This window comes from Marinobacter sp. F3R08 (assembly GCF_018860425.1).
Lineage (GTDB): Bacteria > Pseudomonadota > Gammaproteobacteria > Pseudomonadales > Oleiphilaceae > Marinobacter.
Window position 1 is genome coordinate 1 of record NZ_JAHKPI010000005.1, and the last position, 25,007, is coordinate 25,007.

22 protein-coding genes are annotated in these 25,007 nt (G+C 54.3%); 6 read left to right on the forward strand and 16 right to left on the reverse strand.

The window, feature by feature from the left end:
• Positions 1–250 (forward strand): hypothetical protein (locus tag KO499_RS00855; RefSeq protein WP_215981873.1); only part of this gene is annotated, 250 nt, incomplete at its 5' end.
• Positions 251–482: 232 nt separating this feature from the next.
• Here KO499_RS00855 and pssA read toward each other — a convergent pair.
• The 4 genes from pssA to KO499_RS00875 all read right to left on the reverse strand — a co-directional run bounded on the left by pssA (position 483) and on the right by KO499_RS00875 (position 4,684).
• A complete protein-coding gene (pssA, locus tag KO499_RS00860; protein WP_215981874.1) occupies positions 483–1,301 on the reverse strand; it encodes a CDP-diacylglycerol--serine O-phosphatidyltransferase in 819 nt (272 codons plus the stop codon).
• An 89-nt stretch (positions 1,302–1,390) separates the two neighbouring features.
• Positions 1,391–2,407, reverse strand: a complete 1,017-nt coding sequence (gene ilvC / locus KO499_RS00865) for a ketol-acid reductoisomerase (RefSeq protein WP_215981875.1) — start codon at positions 2,405–2,407, stop codon at positions 1,391–1,393.
• Positions 2,408–2,471: 64 nt separating this feature from the next.
• A complete protein-coding gene (gene ilvN / locus KO499_RS00870) occupies positions 2,472–2,963 on the reverse strand; it encodes an acetolactate synthase small subunit (protein WP_215981876.1) in 492 nt (163 codons plus the stop codon).
• A gap of 2 nt (positions 2,964–2,965) precedes the next feature.
• Positions 2,966–4,684, reverse strand: a complete 1,719-nt coding sequence (locus KO499_RS00875; RefSeq protein ID WP_215981877.1) for an acetolactate synthase 3 large subunit — start codon at positions 4,682–4,684, stop codon at positions 2,966–2,968.
• Between the two features lie 521 nt (positions 4,685–5,205).
• On the opposite strand from KO499_RS00875, the gene KO499_RS00880 reads away from it, so the two are divergent.
• On the forward strand, positions 5,206–5,667 hold the full coding sequence (locus KO499_RS00880) for a DUF4124 domain-containing protein (protein WP_215981878.1): 462 nt from the start codon (positions 5,206–5,208) through the stop codon (positions 5,665–5,667).
• Positions 5,668–5,717: 50 nt separating this feature from the next.
• Here KO499_RS00880 and clpB read toward each other — a convergent pair whose 3' ends face one another.
• From clpB to rluD, 3 genes are all read right to left on the reverse strand, one after another.
• The gene (clpB, locus tag KO499_RS00885) at positions 5,718–8,294 is read right to left on the reverse strand and encodes an ATP-dependent chaperone ClpB (protein WP_215981879.1); all 2,577 of its coding nucleotides are present in this window, start codon (positions 8,292–8,294) and stop codon (positions 5,718–5,720) included.
• 220 nt (positions 8,295–8,514) lie between these two features.
• Positions 8,515–9,270 (reverse strand): peptidoglycan editing factor PgeF, encoded by a 756-nt coding sequence (pgeF, locus tag KO499_RS00890; RefSeq protein WP_215981880.1) that lies wholly within the window; start codon positions 9,268–9,270, stop codon positions 8,515–8,517.
• Positions 9,260–10,237, reverse strand: coding sequence for a 23S rRNA pseudouridine(1911/1915/1917) synthase RluD (rluD, locus tag KO499_RS00895; protein ID WP_215981881.1), 978 nt, complete (start codon positions 10,235–10,237; stop codon positions 9,260–9,262). Before rluD ends, pgeF begins: the two co-directional genes overlap by 11 nt.
• A 134-nt stretch (positions 10,238–10,371) precedes the next feature.
• On the opposite strand from rluD, the gene KO499_RS00900 reads away from it, so the two are divergent.
• A complete protein-coding gene (locus KO499_RS00900) occupies positions 10,372–11,205 on the forward strand; it encodes an outer membrane protein assembly factor BamD (protein WP_215981882.1) in 834 nt (277 codons plus the stop codon).
• A gap of 51 nt (positions 11,206–11,256) precedes the next feature.
• Here the strand turns inward: KO499_RS00900 and KO499_RS00905 are convergent, their stop codons facing one another.
• Positions 11,257–12,927, reverse strand: a complete 1,671-nt coding sequence (locus KO499_RS00905) for an NAD+ synthase (RefSeq protein WP_215981883.1) — start codon at positions 12,925–12,927, stop codon at positions 11,257–11,259.
• A 93-nt stretch (positions 12,928–13,020) separates the two neighbouring features.
• On the opposite strand from KO499_RS00905, the gene KO499_RS00910 reads away from it, so the two are divergent.
• From KO499_RS00910 to KO499_RS00920, 3 genes are all read left to right on the forward strand, one after another.
• Entirely contained in the window at positions 13,021–14,676 is a 1,656-nt protein-coding gene (locus KO499_RS00910) for an ATP-binding protein (protein WP_215981884.1), read from the forward strand.
• 56 nt (positions 14,677–14,732) lie between these two features.
• Positions 14,733–16,115, forward strand: coding sequence for a sigma-54-dependent transcriptional regulator (locus tag KO499_RS00915; protein WP_215981885.1), 1,383 nt, complete (start codon positions 14,733–14,735; stop codon positions 16,113–16,115).
• A gap of 129 nt (positions 16,116–16,244) precedes the next feature.
• Positions 16,245–16,808, forward strand: a complete 564-nt coding sequence (locus tag KO499_RS00920) for a pilus assembly FimT family protein (RefSeq protein WP_215981886.1) — start codon at positions 16,245–16,247, stop codon at positions 16,806–16,808.
• A 23-nt stretch (positions 16,809–16,831) separates the two neighbouring features.
• Here the strand turns inward: KO499_RS00920 and KO499_RS00925 are convergent, their stop codons facing one another.
• The 8 genes from KO499_RS00925 to fkpB all read right to left on the reverse strand — a co-directional run bounded on the left by KO499_RS00925 (position 16,832) and on the right by fkpB (position 25,007).
• Positions 16,832–17,251 (reverse strand): type IV pilin protein, encoded by a 420-nt coding sequence (locus KO499_RS00925; protein WP_323133299.1) that lies wholly within the window; start codon positions 17,249–17,251, stop codon positions 16,832–16,834.
• Complete coding sequence (locus KO499_RS00930) at positions 17,248–20,709, reverse strand: pilus assembly protein (RefSeq protein ID WP_215981887.1); 3,462 nt, start codon at positions 20,707–20,709, stop codon at positions 17,248–17,250. Before KO499_RS00930 ends, KO499_RS00925 begins: the two co-directional genes overlap by 4 nt.
• An 11-nt stretch (positions 20,710–20,720) precedes the next feature.
• Positions 20,721–21,380, reverse strand: a complete 660-nt coding sequence (locus KO499_RS00935; protein WP_323133300.1) for a pilus assembly PilX family protein — start codon at positions 21,378–21,380, stop codon at positions 20,721–20,723.
• Positions 21,358–22,461 carry a PilW family protein gene (locus KO499_RS00940; RefSeq protein ID WP_215982001.1) on the reverse strand — a complete coding sequence of 368 codons (1,104 nt, stop codon included), beginning with the start codon at positions 22,459–22,461 and terminating at the stop codon, positions 21,358–21,360. Before KO499_RS00940 ends, KO499_RS00935 begins: the two co-directional genes overlap by 23 nt.
• Entirely contained in the window at positions 22,458–22,898 is a 441-nt protein-coding gene (gene pilV / locus KO499_RS00945) for a type IV pilus modification protein PilV (protein ID WP_215981889.1), read from the reverse strand. Before pilV ends, KO499_RS00940 begins: the two co-directional genes overlap by 4 nt.
• On the reverse strand, positions 22,898–23,383 hold the full coding sequence (locus tag KO499_RS19695) for a GspH/FimT family pseudopilin (RefSeq protein ID WP_323133301.1): 486 nt from the start codon (positions 23,381–23,383) through the stop codon (positions 22,898–22,900). Before KO499_RS19695 ends, pilV begins: the two co-directional genes overlap by 1 nt.
• A 203-nt stretch (positions 23,384–23,586) precedes the next feature.
• A complete protein-coding gene (ispH, locus tag KO499_RS00955) occupies positions 23,587–24,537 on the reverse strand; it encodes a 4-hydroxy-3-methylbut-2-enyl diphosphate reductase (protein ID WP_215981890.1) in 951 nt (316 codons plus the stop codon).
• A 17-nt stretch (positions 24,538–24,554) separates the two neighbouring features.
• Positions 24,555–25,007, reverse strand: a complete 453-nt coding sequence (fkpB, locus tag KO499_RS00960) for an FKBP-type peptidyl-prolyl cis-trans isomerase (protein WP_215981891.1) — start codon at positions 25,005–25,007, stop codon at positions 24,555–24,557.

Below are 25,007 nucleotides of genomic sequence, written 5' to 3' on the forward strand. Positions count from 1 at the left end.
TAAAACTCATTTTCTTCAGCACTTTCAAACAGTTATCTCTCGATTTCCGAACCGCCTCAGTGGCGTTCCCCTCGAAAGAGATGCGCATTCTACAGGCGTCAGAGAAACTGTCAACGACGTTTTTAAATTAATTGGCAAGTATCTCGGTTTCCCCCTACTCCCCCGCTCAGATATCGATCAAACCGGTCGCTTTTCAGGCAATACCGGGACTCTTCTGCGGGAAATCAAGTCGACAGGCAATAGCAGCTAACGAACCTGGTAATGCCAACTTCTATCTGACGCGACGTATACCTGTTGTCGTAAAGAACCTGTCTTGGGAAAAAGATCAGTTCACGGCACTCTAGGAACGCCAGGCAGACCGAGGCCAAACGCGCCATACATGGGCAAGAATCGCGGAGACTAGGCAAGAAAGATCAGAGGGAACGCTGCAAGAGGAGAGAATGCCCCCGAACCTCGCCAGAGAGGTCCGGGGAACAGGGAAGTCAATCAGCAGTATCAGCCGCTTTTCGCGGCTTACCGCGAAACAGGGCACGTACCGGGCCAGACAAGGCGTACAACAGGAACCCTGTAAAGAGCACGGTAGCCGGATCAAGAGCGACTACGACAAATACCAGCACAACAAGAAGAATCGCGGCGAAAGGTACGCGGCCACGAAGATCCAGATCTTTAAAGCTGCGGTACAGGATATTGCTGACCATCAGAACACCGGTTCCTCCAACCACGAACATCGTCAACAACGTAAGCCAAGTGGACGGTTCGAAAAGATGAAAGCACCAGACCAGGCCAGCAACACAGGCCGCCGCAGCAGGACTTGGCAAACCAACAAAGAATTTTTTGTCGACCGAACCAATCTGCGTATTGAAACGAGCCAAACGCAAGGCTGCCCCGGCCACGTAGATAAAGGTGATGGCCCAGCCAACTTTATCGAAAGCGTTCAGGGACCAGAAAAAGGCAACAAGCCCCGGAGCAACACCAAAAGCCACCATATCGGCAAGGCTGTCGTACTCCTCGCCGAACTTGCTCTGGGTGTTGGTCATCCTGGCTACACGACCATCCAGACCATCCAGGATCATCGAGACAAAAATGGCAATTGCAGCGTTATCAAAGACGCCGTTTGCAGCAGATACTATGGCATAGAAGCCCGAAAACAGAGACGCTGTTGTGAGGGCGTTTGGAAGGAGGTAGATACCCTTGCGACGAACTGGCGCACCCTCAACAAGCTCTTCTTCGACCACTTCCCCGGCCTCCACTTCATACTCCGGGGCTTGATTATCTTCGGCGGATTTTCTTTCTTCAGTCATTCCCACTACTCCGGAAAGCATTTGGGCGGAGTATATACGAAAAACGCGGCCACCCGGGCCGCGTTTTTCAAAACCAGGCGGAATTCCGCTTAGTTTTTGTCCTTATCCACGATCTTGTTCGCGGAGATCCACGGCATCATTCCTCGCAGCTTCTCACCAACGACTTCGATGTCGTGAGCAGCGTTCTGACGACGACGCGCAGTCATGGACGGGTAGTTCAGAGCGCCTTCAGAGATAAACATCTTGGCGTACTCACCACTCTGGATACGCTTCAGTGCGTTGCGCATGGCTTCACGGGACTCCTCGTTGATAACCTCAGGCCCTGTCACGTATTCACCGTACTCCGCATTATTGGAGATGGAGTAGTTCATATTCGCGATGCCACCTTCGTACATCAGGTCCACGATCAGCTTCAGCTCATGCAGACACTCAAAGTAAGCCATTTCTGGTGCATAACCGGCTTCAACCAGAGTCTCGAAGCCAGCTTTGACCAATTCCACGGCGCCACCACACAGAACCGCCTGCTCGCCGAACAGATCGGTTTCAGTCTCATCCTTGAAGGACGTCTCGATGATACCTGTACGACCGCCACCAATACCGCTAGCGTATGACAAAGCCAGGTTCTTGGCGTTGCCGGAGGCATCCTGGAAAATCGCAATGAGGTCGGGAATACCGCCACCATTGGCAAACTCGGTGCGAACCGTATGACCAGGTGCCTTGGGGGCAACCATGATAACGTCCAGATCTTTGCGCGGCACAATCTGGTTGTAGTGGATAGCAAAGCCATGGGCGAATGCCAGAGTTGCGCCCTGCTTCAGGTTCGGCTCGATTTCAGCGGCATAGAGCTGAGCCTGAAACTCATCCGGGGTAAGAACCATCACCACGTCGGCTGCAGCAACAGCAGAAGGCACATCATTGGTCTTCAGGCCATAGGCTTCCGCCTTGGCGATTGAAGAAGAACCGGGGCGCAGACCCACGGTTACGTCAACGCCGGATTCCTTCAGGTTGCAAGCGTGAGCATGCCCCTGAGAACCGAAGCCGATGATGGCAACTTTCTTGCCCTGGATGATGGAAAGATCGCAATCCTTATCGTAGTAAACCTGCATGAGAAACCTCTGTTATTTGTGATGACCCCGGAGGGCCAAAATGTTCAAACCCTGTTTGAAATTGTTAAAGGCTGAGCACCTTCTCGCCCCGGGCGATACCGGACACACCACTGCGCACCACTTCCAGCACGCCCGAAGTGCCGACGGCCTGAATAAAGCCGTCCAGCTTATCGCTGTCACCCGCCAGCTGCACCGTGTAAACCGAACTGGTCACATCAACAATCTGGCCACGAAAGATATCTACCGTACGCTTGATCTCGGCACGCTGAGAGCCGGTGGCTTTCAGCTTCACCAGCATCAGCTCGCGCTCAATATGGGCACCTTCGGTCAGATCCACCAATTTAACCACTTCAATAAGCTTGTTAAGTTGCTTGGTAATCTGTTCGATCACCTTATCCGAGCCCGACGTGGTCACAGTCAGACGGGACAGGGACTCATCTTCGGTCGGGGCCACAGTCAGTGTTTCGATATTATAGTTACGCTGGGAGAACAAACCGACAACTCTTGACAGTGCTCCCGGTTCGTTCTCAAGCAAAACAGAAATGATTCGACGCATGATCACACCCTCTCCGTTTTGCTGAGCCACATATCCTTCATGGCACCACGGGCAACCTGCATCGGATACACGTGTTCAAACCGATCCACATAGATATCCACGAATACCAGGTCATCTTTCATTGCCAGAACTTCTTTCAGCTTGGTCTCCAGATCTTCCTTCTTTTCAATCCGGACACCACGGTGGCCGTATGACTCCGCCAGCTTGATGAAATCAGGCAGCGACTCCATATAAGACTCGGCATGACGGGATTCGTAGTTCATATCCTGCCATTGCTTCACCATGCCCAACGCCTGGTTATTCAGGTTAATAATTTTCACTGGCAGGTTGTATTGTTTGCAGGTGGACAGCTCCTGAATATTCATCTGGATACTACCTTCACCTGTAATGCACAGAACCTCATCGTCCGGATGGGTCAACTTGACCCCCATGGCTGCGGGCAATCCGAACCCCATGGTGCCCAGACCACCGGAGTTGATCCAGCGGTTAGGCTTATCGAACTTATAATACTGGGCAGCAAACATCTGGTGCTGGCCAACATCGGAAGCTACGAATGCCTCACCATTGGTCAGACGACACAGCATTTCAATCACTTCCTGCGGCTTGATCACATCGGGACTTGTCTCATACCGCATGCCATGAAATGCCCGCCATTCGTCAATCTGCTTCCACCAGGAAGCAATCGCATCCGAGTCGGGCTTTTCCTTGCTTTCCCTGACCAGCGACAACATTTCCTTGAGCACCGCGTCTACTGGCCCAACAATCGGCACATCTGCATCTACCGTCTTGGAAATCGAAGCGGGATCAATGTCGATATGGATAATTCGAGCACCCGGACAGAACTTCTCGGTCGCATTGGTAACGCGATCGTCGAAGCGGGCCCCTACACAGAGGATCAGATCCGAGTGATGCATGGCCATATTGGCTTCGTAGGTGCCATGCATACCAAGCCAGCCGAGGTGCTGCTTGTCACTGGCCGGGTAACAGCCAATGCCCATCAGCGTATTGGTGATCGGATACCCCAGCATCCGGACCAGCTCGGTCAGTAGGTCCGACGCCTTGCCAAGAATTACCCCGCCGCCGGCGTAGATAATCGGTCGCTTGGCCGCCAGCATCATGTCGACCGCTTTCTTGATCTGACCCGCATGACCGCGGATAGCGGGATTATAGGAACGCAACTTGACCTTCTTCGGGTATAAGTACTCATACCGCTCATTCGGCGTGGTCATATCCTTGGGAATATCCACAACAACCGGGCCGGGACGGCCAGTGGCGGCGATATAGTACGCCTTGCGGATGATTTCCGGGATCTCCTCGGGATGACGAACGCTGAGGTTGTGCTTAACGACCGGGCGGGAGACGCCCATCATATCGGTTTCCTGGAAAGCGTCCTCACCTATAAGGGTGGACGCGACCTGCCCGCACAGAACCACCATCGGAATGGAATCCATAAATGCGGTGGCGATGCCAGTGATGGTGTTAGTGGCTCCAGGACCCGACGTCACCAGAACAGTCCCTGGCTTTCCGGTTGCACGGGCATAGCCATCAGCCATGTGGACCGCCGCTTGCTCGTGCCTCACCAGAATGTGCTTGACCTTGTCCTGCCTGAACAACGCATCATAAATATGAAGGGCTGCACCACCCGGATAGCCATATATGTATTCGATCCCTTCATCTTGAAGAGACCGGATCAGCATATCGGCGCCAGACAATAACTCCACGATTTTCTACCCTCTTCTACGAGTGAATGAGCCGGGACTGAGCCCGGTTGCCTGGATTCACGGTATCCCTGCTTCTTGTGAAAGCGGAACCGGCTACTCCTCCACACCGTGTTGAGAGGTTGTCTCCTGGCCAGCCGCCCTCCTGAGGGTTGCGGAGAACGGCCAATCAACGGGTTGCACGTAAGCAACAACCATCCCGCGACAGAGGCGCGGCACGTTCAGTGTGGTAATTAACGGGGGTTACTCGCTCGGGATTGCCTGCCGTATTGACCCCAGTCTTCAGGCAATCGGTAATTCTGACAGCGCGAAACTCCCTGTCAATAGCCCTTGCAGGATTCTGTGCCTATACTGGCCCAAGGTCGGTCATGCCCGACACAATTTCGATACAAAGTTTTGAACCAGATGGAAGAAAAACCTCAACTCAGGTGGCATGATAGGCGATAATGATCGGAGAAAAAACGGGCCCGGTTCATCCAGGTTGTCTACCTGCCCGGGAGCAGTGAACGTATGCGAGTAGAGCCATGAACAGAAAAATCCTGACGCTGACCTTATTAATGGTCATTGTACCAGGTGCCGCCATGGGCGCATCTGTGTACAAATGGACAGACGAAAACGGTGTTATTCATTTTGGCGACCGGCAGCCCACAGGCGCAAAGGCCGAACGGGTCAACGTTCGTTCAGGCACATCTGCGGATGCATCCGGCAATCAGCAAAGCCCTCAGGAACGCCTGCAGAACCAGCAGGAACAGCAGGCAACCGAAGCAGAACAGCGACAGGCAACGGCCGCTGAAGAAGCCCTGAGAAAACAGAGAGACGCAAACTGCGCGACGGCGCGCTCCAACCTGGATGTGATTAAGCTCAATGCACGTATACGGGTTGAAGAAAATGGAGAGCAGCGCTACCTCTCTGAGGAAGAGATCGCCGAGAAACGGGCGGAGTTTGAGCGGATAGCTGAAGAGAATTGTGAGCCTGCAGAGCAGTAACGTCGGGATAAGGGTCAGATGAAAACCTTCATCTGACCCTGAATTTCGACTCAAGCCTTGGTAAAGTCGAGCTGGTGATCCTTCACCTCCCCCCTGATCACATCACCTGGCACGAATTCTCCTTTGAGTAACCTCTGAGCCAGCGGATTCTCGATCATACGCTGGATAGCCCGCTTCAACGGCCGCGCTCCGTAGACCGGGTCGTACCCCACTTCGGCCAGCAATTCCATCGCAGCAGCATCCAACTCAAGCGTCATATCCTGCTCTTTCAAACGCTTGCTCAAAGACTCGATCTGAATCCGGGCAATGCCCTGGATCTGATTCTCCGCCAGGGGATGGAAGACCACCACCTCATCCACCCGATTGATGAACTCAGGCCGGAAGTGACTGCCTACCACCTCCATGACTGCATTTTTCATGGATTCGTAATTTCCCTCGCCGGCCTTCTGCTGGATGATGTCCGAGCCAAGGTTTGAGGTCATGACAATTACAGTGTTGCGGAAGTCCACGGTTCGACCCTGCCCATCCGTCAAGCGACCATCCTCAAGCACCTGCAGCAGAATGTTGAACACATCCGGATGCGCTTTTTCCACCTCATCCAGCAGCAATACTGAATAAGGCCTACGGCGAACAGCTTCGGTGAGGTAGCCGCCTTCCTCGTAGCCCACATACCCTGGAGGCGCACCAATCAGCCGAGCAACGGAATGCTTCTCCATAAACTCAGACATATCGATGCGAACCATAGCCTCCTCGGTATCGAACAAGAACGAGGCCAGAGACTTGCACAACTCGGTTTTACCTACACCAGTCGGCCCAAGGAACAGGAACGAACCGTTGGGGCGATTCGGATCAGACAGACCAGCCCGGGAGCGACGTACCGCGTTAGATACCGCTTCAACAGCTTCATCCTGACCAATAACCCGGTCGTGCAGTGCTTCTTCCATGCGCATCAGCTTATCGCGCTCACCCTCAAGCATCTTGGAGACTGGAATTCCGGTCCACTTGGAAACGATCTCGGCGATCTCCTCGTCTGTCACCCGGTTCCTGAGCAACTTCATTTCCATCATCTCGGCCTGACTGGCCATATCCAGCTGGCGCTCTAACTCGGGAATCTGGCCATACTGGAGTTCCGACATCTTGCCGAGATCACCTGCACGACGCGCGTTCTCGAGGTCAATCCGTGCCTGCTCCAGCCGGCTCTTGATCTTCTGAGAACCGTGAAGAGCCGCTTTTTCGGTATTCCAGACTTCCTCCAGGTCGGCGTATTCACGCTCAACACCGGTAATCACAGCGGACAATTCGGTCAGACGCTTTTTCGAAGCAGCATCGGTCTCTTTCTTGAGGGCCTCCCGCTCGATCTTCAGCTGTATCAGGCGACGCTCAAGGCGATCCAGTGCCTCCGGCTTGGAGTCCATCTCCATTCGAATCTGGGAAGCAGCCTCGTCCACCAGGTCAATGGCCTTATCCGGCAGCTGTCGGTCGGCAATATACCGGTGAGACAGTTTCGCGGCAGCAATGATGGCACCATCGGTCACTTCCACCCCGTGGTGGACCTCATAGCGCTCTTTCAGGCCTCGCAGGATAGCGATGGTATCTTCCTCGCTGGGCTCGCTGACCAGCACCTTCTGGAAGCGGCGCTCAAGAGCGGCATCTTTCTCAATGTTTTCACGATATTCATCAAGGGTGGTCGCACCCACACAGTGCAGTTCACCGCGAGCCAGGGCCGGCTTGAGCATATTACCGGCATCCATGGAACCTTCAGCCTTGCCGGCACCGACCATGGTGTGGATTTCGTCAATGAACAGGATGATCTGACCTTCCTGCTTTGAAAGTTCGTTCAGAACGGCTTTCAGACGCTCTTCGAACTCACCGCGGAATTTCGCGCCGGCAATCAGGGCACCCATATCGAGCGACAGGACTTTCTTGTCCTTGAGACCATCGGGCACCTCGCCGTTGACAATGCGCTGGGCAAGCCCCTCAACGATCGCCGTTTTACCCACGCCGGGTTCACCAATAAGCACCGGATTGTTTTTCCGACGCCGTTGCAGCACCTGGATCGTGCGTCGGATTTCGTCGTCGCGACCAATCACCGGATCCAGCTTTCCCGCCTCTGCCCGCTCGGTAAGATCGATGGTGTACTTTGACAGAGCCTGCCGGTTTTCTTCGGCGCCGGCGTCGTTGACGGCTTCGCCACCGCGGACCTCATCAATTGCCTTTTCCACGGCTCCTTTATCAACACCCTGCTCCCGCAGTACCCGGCCAAGAGTGCCGCGATCTTCTAGGGCGGCCAACAACATCAGCTCACTGGAGATGTACTGGTCTTTGCGCTTCTGGGCCAACTTGTCGGAAATGTTGAACAGACGCCCCATGTCATTGGACATGGAAACGTCACCGGCCGATCCCTGGACCTCCGGCAGGTTCTCGATTTCCCGAGCAATCGCCTGGCGAATACGTCCCGGCTCTGCACCGGCCTGCTTGAGCAGCGGCTTGATAGCGCTGCCCTCCTGATCCAGCAGTGCCTGCATCAGGTGCACCGGCTCGATGAAATTGTGATCTTTCCCGACCGCGATGGATTGCGCATCCGCGAGTGCGGTCTGCAGCTTGCTGGTCAGCTTGTCGATTCTCATGTGCTCATTCCCCAAATGTCTGCGAATACCGTGGTGCCGCTTGCGGCGGATATTCGATTGCTTTGACATTTAATGTAGGGGCAAGCGGAGGGACTTCAAGCGTGGCATCCGAGTATTCGTCAGAAAATTGACGGTCGTCATGTTTGGATTTTGTGCAATCCCGGGACGCACTTCAGCAGTAACGCGGCGAGATGAGGTCTTCAGCTGGGCGCTGAGCCTGTTATATCAACCAGATCAAGGTTGCCATGCGACCGGTCTGCCCATCTCTGCGGTAAGAAAAGAAGCGATCCGCATCGTTAACAGTACACATCCCTCCGCCAGTGACATCTGTAACACCGAGGTGATTGAGCCGCAATGTGGCAAGAGCGCAGAGATCTGCCATGAAATGCCCGGGGCGGGCGCCTTCAGTTTTGAAGGCAACAGCAAGATCCGGGTCGCTCTCTATGAACCCATCACGAACCTCCGGGCCGACCTCAAAGCTATCTGGGCCGATAGCCGGTCCAAGCCAGACTCGCAGAGCCTCAGGCGCGACCTCCATAGCGCTCACCAATTTCTCAATGACTCCGCCACACAGACTTCGCCAACCGCAGTGGGCGGCGCCAACCACCGTACCTTCGATATTCGCAAAAATAATGGGCAAACAATCGGCGGTGAGGACGGCGCATGCTATGCCCGGGTGGCGGGTATAGCTGGCATCAGCCTTTCTGATCTGCCCGATGTTTTCAGGGGTAAGCTCTACAACATCGGTGCCGTGGACCTGATCAAGCCAGCCAATCCGATCGATATCCAGTTGTATGTGCTCTGCGAGCCTTCTCCGGTTTTCCTGTACTTTGGCGGGAGAATCTCCGACATGCGCTCCCAAATTGAGGGTGGCCCAGGGCGGCCTGCTCATACCTCCCTCCCGGGTGGTGCTTATGGCCCGCACGCTACCCGACACAGGCCAGTCCGGCTTGATGGCGCTCTCATCAGTAATCACGGCTATCCAACTCCCGGGCGTGTTTGCGCAAGTCTTCGATCAGCGCAACCATATCCTCGGGCAAAGGAACCTCCCAGGTCAGGATTTCACCGGTTTCCGGATGTTCCAGGGTCAACTGCCGGGCGTGAAGAGCCTGACGATTGAACGCCGAGAGAGCCTCCCGGAGCTCTTCGGTGGTTCCCTTGGGCAACCTGAGTCGACCACCGTATAACGGATCGCCCACCAGCGGGTGTTTCACATAGGCCATATGCACCCGGATCTGATGCGTTCGCCCGCTCTCCAGCTTGCAACGAACGTGCGTGTGCGCCGAAAAACGCTCCACCAAACGATAGTGTGTGACCGCCGGTTTACCAGAGGCAACCACTGCCATTTTCTTGCGCTCCCGCGGATGACGGCCAATCGGCGCATCAACCGTAGCACCGCCGGTAAGGGTACCGACCACGACGGCCTCATACTCGCGCCCCATGGTTCGGGTTTGCAGTTGATCGACCAGTGACGTATGCGCAATGAGACTGCGAGCAACAACCATGATCCCAGACGTATCTTTGTCGAGGCGGTGTACAATACCTGCCCTGGGTAAATTCTCGACTTCAGGCGCGTAATTCAACAGCGCATTGACGAGCGTTCCATCGGCATGTCCGGCAGCCGGATGTACCACCAGGCCCGCAGGTTTATTGATTACCAGCAAGTGCTCGTCCTGGTACACAATATCCAGAGAGATTTCCTCCGCCTGCCAGCTCACCTGAGCCTCTGGCTCGGCATCGAGCATCAGCCGGTCATCCAGCATCACTTTGTCCCGAGGCTTTCGCGCCTCACCATTCACCGTCAACGCGCCGCTTTTAATCCAGGACTGCAGTCGGGATCGGGAATGTTCAGGCATCAGTTCTGCTGCGGCCTGGTCAAGCCGTCGATCACTCAATTCCGGCGGCACAACAAAATTGGCAACGATTCGTTTTTCAGATGACATTAAGCCCCCAGGGCCTGTGTGTGTTACGTTTCGGTCAGATTACTTGAAACAACGGGGCGTTCCTCTGCACATGGAGAGCGTTCCCCGCTACAATGACTGCCCTTGAATTAATCGACATTATACGGGATTCCGGAATGAGATCAGGTCTTCGTTTACTGCTACTTTCCACACTGGTTGTTCTGGTCAGTGCCTGCGCCTCCCACAAGCAGGAAGAAGTGCTTCCGGAGAAGACCTATTATGAGAACGCCCGCCAGGCCATGAACTCTGGCAATTTCAACGAGGCAGAGCAAAATCTTGATTCTCTTGAAACTTACTATCCGTTTGGCCGCTACGCCGAACAGGCACAGCTCGACCTGATTTATGCCCGCTACCAGAATCTGGATCTTGAGGGCTCCCGCGCGGCGGCCGACCGCTTTCTGCGCCTTAACCCTCAAAGCGACCATGCGGACTACGCGCTTTACATGCGCGGTCTTGCTTCATACAACCTGGACATCGGGCTTGCTGCACGCTACTTCCCTATCGAAGCGGCAGCCCGGGATCCAGGCGAACAGCTGCAGTCTTTTCGGGATTTTTCGGAACTGCTGAGCCGCTACCCTGATAGCCAATACGTCGCAGATGCCCGCCAGCGAATGATTGCCGTGCGCAATCGCATGGCGGAACTTGAACTTCACGCCGCCCGCTATTACGTCAAACGCCAGGCTTATGTCGCTGCCAACAATCGGGCGAGATACATCATCGAAAATTATCCGACGGCCACAGTTACCGAAGAAGCCCTCATTATCCTCGCGGAAACGTTCCGTTTTCTTGATCTGAACAAAGGAGCCCAGGATGCTGTTGCCATGCTTCGCACCAATTTCCCGGACAGCGAGGCGTTCAATGACAGTGGCGAGTTCGAGGTGAATCTTCTAAAAGGAGAAAATCGTTCACTGATGAACGCTGTCACCTTTGGCCTCATGGGCGACGAGTAAGACCAGAAACCGGGGTCAGATCAGAACAGAATCTGATCCCGGGCGCCCGCGTTACTTACCACTCTTCCAACCGTTCGTAATTGGATAGCGACGGTCCTTGCCAAATCCTCGCTCGGTAATCCTCACACCAATCGGCGCCTGCCGACGCTTGTACTCGTTAATGTCCACCAGGCGGATAACCCGCTCAACGTCAACTCGGGCAAAGCCCTCTGCAATGATCGCGTCGGCGCTGAAATCTCGCTCTACATAGAGATTCAGAATCTGATCCAGCACGTCGTAACCGGGCAAACTGTCTTCGTCTTTCTGGTCGGGCGCCAGCTCGGCAGACGGAGGCCGGGTGATCACCCGCCCGGGAATGATCTCTTCCTTGGCGAGCGTATTGCGGTATCTGGCCAAACGGAATACCAGGGTTTTAGGCACATCTTTCAGGACGTCAAAGCCGCCAGCCATATCGCCATAGAGGGTTGAGTAACCCACCGCCATCTCGCTCTTGTTCCCGGTTGTCAGTACCAGTGAACCGAACTTGTTGGACAGAGACATCAGCAGGACACCACGCAGGCGCGCTTGCAGGTTTTCCTCCGTTGTGTCCGGAGTAGTGCCTTCGAACGGGGCAGCCAAGGTTTCCATGAACGCATCGTACATAGGCTCAATGGAAAACACGTCATATTGAACGCCCAACGCAATGGCCTCAGCCTCGGCGTCTTCAAGACTCATGCTGGAGGTGTAGCGAAACGGCATCATCACCGCTCGGACCCGGTCCTTTCCCAGTGCATCAGCAGCGACCGCCAGAGTCACCGCCGAATCGATGCCTCCTGAAAGGCCAAGTACCACCGATTTAAAGCCGTTCTTGTTCACGTAATCCCGAACACCCGTCACCAAGGCGTTATAGACATTGGCCTCTAACGACGGCTCTTCCGGCAATGGCTGGGACACAGGTTGGCAATGATGTTCACAAAGGAAGTCTACCGGGTACAGTCCCTCTTCGAATTGAGCCACCTCTGCCGTGAGCTCGCCCGAATGGTCAAAAACCATGGAACCACCATCGAAAACCAGTTCGTCCTGGCCACCCACCAGATTGACGTACACGATACTGACCAGATTCTCACGGGACTTACGTTCCAGGAGCGCCTTACGACGTGCCTGCTTGTCGATATCGTAAGGCGATGCATTCAGATTCAGGATCAAGCGAGCACCAGCGGCGGCACAGTCCTCCACCGGCCCGTCCTTCCAGAGATCTTCACAGACAGTGATGCCTACAGGAACGCCCCGGATATCAAGTGTCAGAACCTCTTGCCCTTCCGAGAAATATCGCTTCTCGTCAAACACCTGATAGTTAGGCGGGAAACGCTTGAAATATCTGCCCGTAATTTCTCCACCATCAATCACCACCGCCGCATTGTACAGGTGCGCGCCCTGACGCAGAGGAGCACCGATAACGATCACCGGTTCCAGCGGTTCCGCCTGCAATCGCTCCAGAGCTTCGCTAACCCGCACTTCCAGGCTTGGACGCAGCAGCAAATCTTCCGGCGGATAACCAGTCAGGCACAGTTCCGGGAAAACCACAATATCCGCCTGATATTCAGACCATGCCCGCCGAGCTGCCTCCAGGACAAGCTTCGTATTACCGGGTATATCACCCACCAGAAAATCCAGCTGGGCCATCACTACCCGCAATTTTCTGGCAGACACCGCGGTCGCTGCCTGGTTTCCGGACACGGACATAAATCGGCTCCTGTAACTCATTGCCATGAAAAGGCTATTATAACCCCGCAGAGAGGTGAATTTCCTCCGACCAACAGCGGATTCCAGTAAATCATGGCAGCAGAGACACCAGAACAACCGGCCGAAACGCTCGGGAAGTCCAACCCAACACCTCCGAGCCTGCAACATGAAAAGCTATTCAGGATCTACAACGTATATCGACTGGTCATAAGCCTGATATTGGTCGGGTTACTTTTTATAGATCCAATCAATTTTGATATGAGTTTCCGCCTGCTGGCGTACTATCAGGCGGGCGTATCCGTATATCTGGCGCTGAACGCTTTTATTGCCCTGCTGCTAATCGCCGGATTTCATCCAAGCCAACGCCACATTACTCTTTCAATTCTGCTGGATATCCTGATCATGCACGGCTTGCTGCTTGCCAGCACAGGTATTACTAACGGTCTTGCCAACCTGGTAATCGTGTCCGTAGCGGCGGGCAATATTCTGACGCCGAGCCGCATGGGAACCTTCTATGCGGCTCTGGCTGCAATATGCTCTCTGGGGGTTTCAGTGGGGGCGGTTCTGGCTTTTGGAGAGTCCGGCGACGACATTGTCCGTGCCGGATCGCTCGGCATCCTTTACTTTGCGGCCGCTTTCATCCTGCAAAGCATCTCTCGCCGAATGATGCGCAGCGAAGCATTGGCCAGCAGCCGGGCCCGCAGTATCGCCGAGCTGGAAAAAATCAACCAACAGATTATTCAGCGCATGCGCACTGGTATTCTGGTACTTGACCGATTCGGTCAGATCCGCCTTGCCAACGCGGCTGCAGAAGAGCTTCTATACGGCGCCCCCAAAGCGGCGGAACCGATTCATGAGCGTACAACTGTATTGCCAAGGCCACTTAAACAGGGGCTCGACACCTGGTTAAAAGATCCTGCACAGCGAATTGAGGCGTTCCAGGCATCACCGACATCACCGCTGCTACAGGCAAACTTTACCCAGCTGGACCAGGACCGGGGTGACCAGATTCTCGTTTTCATTGAAGACATGAGCAAAGTCACCCAGCAGGCCCAGCAGATGAAACTTGCATCGTTGGGGCGACTGACTGCGGGTATCGCCCATGAGATACGCAATCCACTCGGTGCAATCAGTCATGCGGCACAACTGATGGAAGAAGCACCCGACCTTGAAGACGGCGACAGACACATGCTGGAGATTATTCGGCGTCATTCCCGCCGGGTGAACGGGATTATTGAGAATGTCCTTGACCTTTCTCGGCGCCGAGCGGCCAATGCGGATCTGATAGAACTGGCGCCCTGGCTCCAGGAATTCCGGGAAGACTTTCTGCAGACACAGGACGATGACTGTACCGATGCCAACATCGTACTCAAAATTGACCCGCAGTTGCCGTCAGCCAGATTCGACAAAAGTCAGATAGAGCAGGTCATGGTTAACCTGTGCGACAACGGCCTGCGCTACAGCCAGCAACACTCAGGACAACGAAAAATAGGGATACATGCCGGGGCAACCGATGACGGCGAACGGGCCTACATCGATGTTCGTGACATGGGGCCCGGAATTGCGCCAGAAAACCGGGACTCCGTTTTCGAGCCATTTTATACGACGGACAAGGCGGGAACCGGCCTCGGGCTTTATCTGGCCCGAGAACTGTGCGAGGCTAATCAGGCACATCTCTCCCTGGTAGAAGATGATAAACCTGGCTGCTGTTTCCGTATTACCTTTGCTCATCCGGGGCGAATGATCTGACCACGCACCGGTGGATATCGGGCGTTTGAACAACGACATGGAACCGACAATAAAAGATGACCACACACACAGCGCTTATCGTTGATGATGAACCGGACATCCGGGGATTGCTTGAAATCACCCTCACCCGGATGGGTATAAAAACCTTCGCGGCGCCAGACGTCTCCAGCGCCAAACAGCTGCTGGAGGAAAACAAGCCCAATCTCTGCCTGACTGACATGAACCTGCCGGATGGCAACGGTATCGAACTGGTGCAGTGGATACAGCGACACACACCCGCCACCCCGGTTGCCGTGATTACCGCTTATGGCAACATGGACACTGCGATCGAATCACTCAAAGCGGGCGCTTTCGATTTCGTATCCAAACCGGTCGAGTTGCCGCGGTTGCGGGAACTTGTCACCAGCGCGTTGAAGCTGTCGAGCCCCAAAGCTGAGATTGAAGAAGCGATCGATGAACCTGGCCTGCTGCTTGGCAACTCGCCGCAAATCAGCAAGCTTCGCAACCAGACCCGCAAACTGGCCCGAAGCCAGGCGCCGGTGTTTATCAGTGGCGAGTCGGGTAGCGGTAAGGAACTGGTCGCCAGAATGATCCATCTTCAGGGGCCCCGACGCGAAGGTCCGTTTATTGCCGTTAACTGTGGCGCCATTCCCTCTGAATTGATGGAAAGCGAATTCTTTGGCCACAAAAAAGGCAGTTTTACTGGCGCCCTTGAAAACAAGGACGGCCTGTTCCGATCGGCCAACGGCGGCACATTATTCCTGGATGAGGTCGCAGATTTGCCCTTGGCCATGCAGGTTAAACTACTCCGCGCGATTCAGGAGAAAGCCGTTCGGCCGGTCGGCGATACCAAAGAAGCGCCGGTGGATATCCGGGTCTTGAGTGCCACTCACAAAAACCTTCCGGAACTGGTGCAGGAAGGCAGTTTCCGCCAGGATCTTTTCTACCGTATCAACGTGATCGAGCTGGCAGTCCCACCTTTGCGGGAACGGCCGGACGACATCCCCCTGCTCTCCGACCATATTCTGCAGCGAATCGCGAAAGAGTATGAATGCGACCCCGCATCGTTAACGCCCACTGCCGTCGAACGGCTTCGGGACTACGACTTCCCTGGCAATGTCCGGGAACTGGAAAACATATTGGAGCGCGCATTTACCCTGTGCGATGCGGACCAGATTAACGCCGACGATCTCCATCTGGGGAATGGCGTTCAGCATGCACCCTCCGCCTCCCAAATCATCGCAGAGCGTCATACTGGTGAAAGCGTATCGGTTCCGGACGGAGCAATTGATCTTGAGGGTTACCTGGAAAAAATCGAACGACAGGCCATTGAGAAAGCTCTGGACGCGACACGGTGGAATAAAACCGCCGCAGCAAAACGATTGGGAATCAGTTTCCGGGCATTGAGGTACCGTCTAAAGAAACTGGGCATGGAGTGAGAAATTTCCTACACGGATCCTCTCTCTGATCCTCTGATTTCCAACACGAAGACTTGTTAACGTCCCAGCTCTCAGAAGGAGATCTTCAGACACGCGCTTTCAGGATGAAAGCCAACAATAGGATCAAGGATGATCACGTTAAAGCAGCCGCAACGAGCCTTCAGCCTCATCGAGCTGGCCGTTGTCACAGTCATAATCATTACTCTGGCCACTATCGCGTTTCCGGCAACTCAGAACCTTGTAGACAATTCTCAGCAACGAGCCGTTGTGAACGACATTCTCGGCTTCCTGGCGATGGGGCGCGAGCGATCGGTACTTACAGGCACCGTCCTCACCCTGTGTCCCCTGACGACCACAGGAAGCTGCGGAAAAGACTGGAGCAAACCGCTGACGCTGTTCCGGGATCCCGGCAACAAACGGAAGCTGTCCTCCAAAGATCATGTGGTTCATGTGTTAATGCCACCCAAGAGAGGCTTTCTGAAGGCCGCCTCCTTACACAAGAGCTTTTTCCAGTACCGCCCTGACGGCAGAATCCTGAGTGACCTTGGCAACATAACCTGGTGCCCTGACGACAAGAATCCCCGAAAAGCCGTACATTTTGTTATCCGAAAAGGCGGAACCATTCGGATTGCCAAGGATACCAATGGAGACGGCATCCCTGACAAAGCAAATGGCAAACTACTGCAATGCTGAGAACTCAAGCCACCGTTTCGGACTTACCAACAATCCGACTCGGCGGCGCCCTTTTCTCCTGATTGCTCAAGGGTCAGTGTTCCACAGCGGTCATCTCCCTGCCCACCAACGGGCGTGGCAACCAACGTGAAACTGTTCTTGGCAACTGCACTGAGCGTGAGATTGTACATCGCCGTCCCCGACTCCGGAGACTGAGTCTGAGGTAACGTTGGCGTACCACCTCCGGTGTAGTCATAGTTCTGCTGCAAGTACTTTCTTTCCATCCACTGGGCCAGCTCCATCAGATCTGCCTGAGCATTGGTTCTGTGGGTGGCCAGCATGTTGTTTCGATAGGACGGGTAGGCTATCGAGGCAATGATGCCGATAATGACCACCACGATCATCACCTCAATCAGCGTAAACCCGCGGCTACGTCCCCACTCCGGGAGCTTTGAATTCATCATTCTGTGATCTCCCTCCAGCCTTTACGACCGAGTACGTCATCAAAAGGATCCAGCTCGATAAAGCCAGCCCCACCACCGCTAGTTCCAAAGGTCAGCAAGCTGCCCCAGGTTGCCAGCTGCGAGGGCGTCCCGCCATCCACATGGATCCCTGCCACATCAGACTCATAGTTCGCGAAGGCCTTGTAGACAGGTGTACTGCCCTTCGCCCGAATGATCTCGAAGCCAAGCACCCATCCGTCACCACCGCCCAGGCATGGATCGGAGCCTGGAATCAAGGTATTAACGTACACGTACTCTCCCCGAATAATCGGATAATTAACCACGCGCTCACCCGATGTCGGTAACTCCACATACCACCCTCTATCGACCTGGTAATCAACGCGGTCATCTTCTCCGTCGTTAATCTGGCGATCACCTGAACCCAGGTTCTTCCAACCGACGTTCAGCAGGTCATTTTTGGTGAGTGTATAGTTCACATCGGTGACCTCGTGAACCGAATAGAAATGCCGGTCCCCTGTATAGCCATGATCACCACTTTCAAGATACTTGCCAGTGCCGAACAGAATCATCAGATTCGGATCCGTTCCACTGTTCTCTCCACCCAACCCGACAGCAGGTGCTGATGTAATCGGCTCACCGCCGGTATTGAAATAGGCTCTTCCGTCATGTGCCGTATCAACAACACCATCCACATCAATTTCAGCGACCCACAGATTTCCATCCAGATCACCTGCATAAACACGATCAACCAGGTAATCGGGCTCACCGGTTTCAAGATCCGTATCAACCAGAGTCAGCGGAGAGAGGCCCGTTCCGCCTGATTCGAAGGAGTGGTATTCAACCTCACTGTTGCTCCACTTGCCGTCGAGCCCACCCTCGAGGTCCAGCATAAAGAACCCTGTCTTGCCCGAGTTATAACCTGTCGGAACAAAGACAGTCCATCTAACCTTCTTGTCCGGCCAGCGCATCAGGGCGACCTGAGGAGGTTCGGTGATATACCCGAGGTCCGGATGGGTGAACTCCCAGAGAACAAGTTCGTCTGCGTTATCCTCAGAGAATTCATCCGGATTGGTGATATCAAGCGCAAAAATACCTTTGGCACCAGCTCGGGCACCACCAATCAGAACCGTTCTCCAGTCGGCCGGTCCATTCTCCCGTCCTTTCGAGTAGACGTCGACGACCTCAAGATTCAGGTCCACATAGAACCGGTGGTCATACCCTGGCTCTGTCAGGTAGTGCAAACCTTCTTCCTCTTCCGTGGAAGATATGAACGAAGGTACGTACGCCAAGACCTCACTGCCGCCGCCCTCAGCGTAATCGGTTGCCTTGAAACCGTGCAGCATGCCATCGTTGGCGCCAACATATACGACAGGCGTGCGATCAATCTTTTCGTTATGGAAAACGGTGTAGAGCCCGTCTCCTATTGTACTGTCGTTGGGCCAACTGGAATCCGGCGCACCCACGAATCGTGGTGTTGAATTGACCATTGTGCCAAGCAGATGCTGGCGCTGACGGAACAAACTGCCATCACCATTGTTTTCCGATTCGAACGTCGCTTTACGCTTGCCCCTTAAATAGTCCAACCGCTTTTTAGCAAACGCGTCATCGGCATCAACTGCCAGATCCGACTTCTGCGCTGTATCCAGGTTACCCCAGAACGTCGATTCAGACCTGAATGCAACGCCTTCGCCATCGTCAGAATTGTACGTCAACACTACCCGCTCGTCCGGATCCAAGCTGTCGAGTGCCGCTCTTGCAGACCAGGCTACGCTGTCTTCGACTTCCGCCGGACTCCCTGAACTCCCCTTCGTAACGGTCCTTGCCTCCAGCTCCCCAGACCACCCGTTCGGATCAAACTTGCTTGAGAAAATCAAGGCGTCGTCGGCCTCGATGGTTGCAACGTTGAAATCAACCCCCGACGCAGAACCGGCCATTCCCAAATAACGGTCCAGAAGGTCCTGCAGCTCTACCTGGAAAGTGGCCGGGTCACCAGCACTAAAGAAATCGCCTCGTCCGTTGACTGACGCATGAAGCAAGTCATTGATTTTATCTTCATTGCTGCTCCCGCCCCACCAGTCAATCGGAGTGCCATTAAGTGCCGCAGATATCGCTTCATCGCGGGACACAGACCCCTCGACGCCGAACCCAATGCCAAACGTCATCATGTGTTGCCAGAAGGCAGGATCGGCGAGCGTTTCACGGGTGCCATCATTGTTAACGTCTTCGACGGCATCCGTAGTCGGGACAAAATTATCGATATCGGGTCTCAGGTCATTCTTCCAGTAATAGGCCGCAATATCTCCCAACGTCACCCAACTGTTGAAGTTGTCCGAATAGGGAGCTTCCGCCACGTACCCGGCGGAATTTCCGTCACTCGTATACACAGGCCCATCGGAACCATCAGCATGTTCGTTCAAATTTGCACGTGCACTTGAACTCGTACTGTAATAACCGTCAGTCATCAGCATCGTAGCTGAAATGCGACATTCTCTGGCCGGGTTTCCAGTGCTTTTCGATTGAGACGGGGTTTCCAGCCATGCCCTTTCGCTTTTCCTGAAGTACTCACCAGCACCTTCCAGGGCAGACAAAAGAGGTGTTGATCCTCCTGCATTTTCGCCATAAAGCCAGTCAATGAAGTCTTCCCTCACGTCCTCGAAAGGCCTCACACCCTCGAGCACCCCTCGGATCCCGGAAGCGTCATCAACCGTTCCGTTACCTTTGTTGATCCGCCCCCATCCGAGACGGAATTGGTCGCTGAGATCAGGGTTGGCGAATACAGTGCCAATGCCGGCCTTCGCGGCCATTTCACGCGTTCTGTAGTAGGAGAACCAGTTCGCGAAATTTTCACGCTCAGCGGTTCCGACGACTATCTTGTTATAACAACCGTCATTATATGGGTTACTGGTGCACCAGCCGCTGCCTGAAAAGTTGTAATAGAACGCAGCCTCGGCGTTAGCGCCGTTTTCAGTTAGCGTAAACCCCCGCCCCCCGTAACTGTACGGGTCCATAATCGCTCGAAAGTTATTCGATAGATTAACTCTCGCCGAGGATGAGGAATAACCGTCTGCGGCTGCGTTGGTAAAATCAGCCGTATCCATACTAGTACCGTCTGCCCTCAGTGGAGGCACGTACTGAATATCAGGATTGTAATAAACCTTGTTGAGATAGCTCGATGCCAGAAAGCGGTTGCCGCTGATCCGGCAGCGGTAGGGGTTCAATCCTGCATAAGAGGAATTCGAATAACAGTTTCCGCTAAAATCTGCCTGACCGATAAGACCATCTGGCATATACCCCCATAGCATCGATCCAGAATCATCCAACATGAACATCAAGTTGGGGTCTACCCCTCCGCCTGCCATCAACGGCTTATGGGAAAAGTTGACATCCCCCCAACCAGATACCGGGAGAATCATGATCATGCCCAGAGTCGCTACCCGAGCTTTAAATTGTTTGAACATAGCTGCCATCCTCATCCTTCAGAAGACTCAATATTATTGGCGCTGATAAAATAATAGCTTTCAATGATTTTCCGGCTTTGTTCTGATGGCCCAATGGCCATTACAACAATTCGCATGGATTCGGCCTGAACCGATATTTCAGAGTCTCCAGGTCCAGCAGCACCACCACCCCCATAGGTATCCCCGGTACCCTCAAAGTTCAGATTTCTGAGGCTCCGATCACCTACGGCACCGGGCAATACCGATACCCGGCCGAGATACTCAATGAAATATTTGGGCTCCAGGCCATCTACCGGATCTGCTTTTAAAACCAGTTCATCGTCTTCCCAGGTAGCGTCATCCAATACGGGCGGAGCAAATCCGGCCCAATGCCAGCCGTCCTCGGGGTCTGAACTGTAGTCATCTTCGTCTTCATTGAGCTCGCCGAAATTTTCCAGGCTATCCAGCGATTCAAGGCTGTCTTCAATCTCCCTCAAGGCGGCTTCAGCGGCCTCAAGCGTGATCAGACCTTCCCGGCTGGAGTTTGACATACGTTCCTGCATGACAGAGTTCTGCATAGAGGACGTAGCCAACAGCGATAAAACCAATAGAATAATCAGTGACATCAAGAGGGCTATGCCCTTTTGCCTGTACATCATAGGGCCCCCTTCAGTTTGACTTGTTGCGAACATTGGTTGTGAACTCGTAAGCGCGATACATATGGCTATCACCCTCCGGCGCCGTGTAATTATTGCCGCTCGTGCAATCTGTCCAGGCCGGATAGCACAAAGAGGCCGGGTCTTCGAAAACGTTATCGGATCCGCCACGAACAAGCAGGCTGACTCTCACTGCCCTGATTTGCTCCCAGTCAGAAGCTGCCATGGCGGTAGCGTCCTCCCAACGATCCACTGCCTGAAATTTGTCGACAGACAGACCGTAGCGCACCTGCATATCAACGACCCCCTCAACCATTTCATGGGCCTGCAGTGCACCATTGCTCAGCTCAAGCATCATTAACGCAGGCTCACCAGTCGTCGCACTGGTACCGATGTAATAGGTCCTGTCGTACGGCTTGAAAATCTGAGCGCCGATGCCGTAGTCATTTGAAAGGCAGTTGTTTCCAGCGCCTCCGTTGCCGGTATTGCTGCAGGTGTTGTTGGTGAAGTCGTTACCGGGAGACTCCCCGGAGCCACTATTTGTAACCAGTGTCACTTCCGAATCGTCACCGCCACCACTGATGTTCGTGATCTGAACAATATCGACGCCCTGACAGTCAGCGATTGCAATCACATCTCCGTCACTCAGGAAACTGTTGGGGTTTGCACCTCCTCTGCTCCGCACCTTCGTGGACGCCGATGTTGGCGGTGAACTCGCGGAAATTTCCAGGCCACCGCCGTCAAGCCCGCTGAAAAATATGAAATCTGTTCCTGATATCGCTGCAGCAGGACGGAGAGAGTTCTCAGAACTGATTCCTACTCCCGGATCCCAGTTATAGTCATCGTCGTCCGGGTCAACATCCAGATTGTTTACCATCTGATCGGAATTACAGCCGAAGTAGCCGGCGCCCCTCGCCTCACGGCTGATCATTTCAGAGGCAATACGCCCAAACTCCTGGGTCCGCGCTGTGGCCTCCGCCATACGAAAGGCCTGACTGTTGGACGTCAGAATCTGAACAAGCCCGCCAACCAGCAGCGACCCCAGCAGTAACGCGATCATCAGCTCAACAATTGACAAACCTTGCTGGCGCTTTTCAAGTGTGACGTTCAGCGTCATGGCATGTACCTCACAATCAAATCGAAGGTGTTAGCGGAGAGGTCATCGGCGTCGGAACCGTCCCAGATGGAAGCCCTCCCTTCCCACTCGACACTAATCGTGGCCTGACGATAGATGCCAACCGTTGATGTCTCGATATTTAATTCTGCGTTTGCACCCAGGTCTTTCTGAAGAGCCGCTGTCCAGTCTGATATATCACCAACTGATTTTTCCGATCTGATTTCATCTGCAATGCTTTGAAGATGGAGCACTGCCACGGATCGTTTGTCGGCACCCTGTGTTTGTTGTATGGAAACTGTCTGCATGCCAGCAACCCCCAACAATCCAACTGCCAGGACAAGCACAGCGACCATCACTTCGATCATGGTCACACCGTTCTGTTTTGTTCTCATACCCACCACCTTTTTGTGATGATTCATGCCAGCTTCTACAGACATCACGAACACCCCGGATCAGTCTCAGCCCGGTTGGCTTGACCGCCTCTGTTCACGACAATATCAACACCAGGCCTGCCATTACCGGGGCAAAGACGGTAAGTAACATTGTTGTCACCCAGTCTTTCTCCCCTGCCACTGAACAGCATTGGCAGAGTACCTGGCGACGGTATTGTGAGAGTGACGTCGCCTGGCATCTTGTCGCTCACCCGAATAGGATCGGCAGTTGACTCGGCCGATACCAGCCGGACCTCCAGACCTTCCTTCAAATCTCCATTTCGCGGCTGCACCTGAACAGGCTCACCACGCTTCACTGCCTCTGAGCGCGCGTAGTTCAGCAGCCCCAAGGTGCCGTTTGCTGTCGACGTCAATCGATTGGACTCAATCATGGACTGAAATCCGGGAACCGCGATGGTTGCGATGATTGATATCAGCACAACGACGATCATCAACTCGATCAGTGTGAATCCTGAATGCTTTGGCTTCATGCCCCCAGCCTCTTAATAGTTTCTCATCAGGCAGATTACTGATTCTTCAGATTTGTGGGTATTGAAATGCGACGAGCGGCTTTGTGACTGGAATGAACGGTCAACAAGAGCACGAAATGTGACAGATTGCTCATTTTGAGGCGATCTGGGCAGGAAGGAACAGGGGGGGGCTCGGAGCGGAGGAGGCAAAAGCCTCCCCCCGGTCAGACGTTGACCGCGTCTATCCTGAGCTCTTTCGGCATTGAGAACACAATATTCTCCTCACGCCCGGCAATTTCCTCAGGAACACTGCCGCCAAGCTCCTGGAGGCGAGTAATCACATCGTTCACCAGCACTTCAGGCGCCGAGGCGCCAGCGGTAACACCCACAGAAGTTTTACCTTGCAGCCAGTCGGGATGGATCTGGGAGGCCTCATCAATCAGATGGGCCGGGGTGCCCATCCGTTCCGCCAGTTCACGCAGGCGGTTCGAATTGGAACTGTTCGGGGACCCCACCACCAACATCAGATCACAATCGCCCGCTAACTGCTTCACTGCATCCTGGCGGTTCTGGGTGGCATAGCAGATGTCATCCTTGCGCGGCCCCTGGATCTCCGGAAATTTCCTGCGCAGCGCGTCAATCACCCTGGCGGTGTCATCCATGGATAAGGTCGTCTGGGTAACATAGGAGAGTTTCGCCGGGTCTTTCACCTCCAGCGTCGCCACATCTTCCTCGTTCTCCACGAGGTAGATCTCGCCGCCGTTGCTGTGGTCGTACTGCCCCATGGTGCCCTCAACCTCCGGGTGACCATGGTGACCGATCAAAACGCACTCGCGCCCGTCACGACTGTAGCGCATCACTTCCAGGTGGACTTTGGTGACCAGCGGGCAGGTGGCATCGAAGACTTTAAGGCCCCGACGGGCCGCCTCATTCTGAACCGCCTGGGAGACGCCGTGAGCACTGAAGATAACGAGCCTGTCGTCCGGGACTTCATCCAGTTCGTCTACAAAAACCGCACCGCGGTTGCGAAGGTTATTAACCACAAACTTGTTGTGAACCACTTCGTGACGAACGTAGATCGGCGCGCCGAACACGTCCAGCGCCCGGTTCACAATTTCAATGGCGCGGTCCACACCGGCACAAAAACCTCGTGGGTTGGCGAGTCGGATCTGCATATAGCCCTCTACCCCGTTTAGTGGGCCGGTCCGACCGGCTCCACATCAATGATCTCAACCTCAAACGTCAGTGTACGCCCTGCCAGGGGGTGATTGAAATCCACCTCCACTTCATCACCTTCTACACGGCTGACAACTCCAGGTAGCTCGCTCTGGCGCGCATCGGCGAAGGAGATCATTACTCCCGGCTCAAGCACCATGTCAGGACTGAACTCGTGGCGCTTGAATGTCTGAACATTGTTCGGATTGTACTGACCAAAGGCTTTTTCTGGTGGAACCTCGAAACTGTCCCTGTCGCCGGCCTTCATGCCCATCAGGTAGGCTTCGAAGTTTTCCGGCAGGTTGTCATCACCGATTTCCAGGGAGGCCGGCTCTTTCTCAAAGGTGGAGTCAATCACTTCGCCATCAGAGAACTTGAGCGCAAAATGCAGCTTGACCCGGGTCCCCTTGTCGACAGGCAGTTCGTTCAT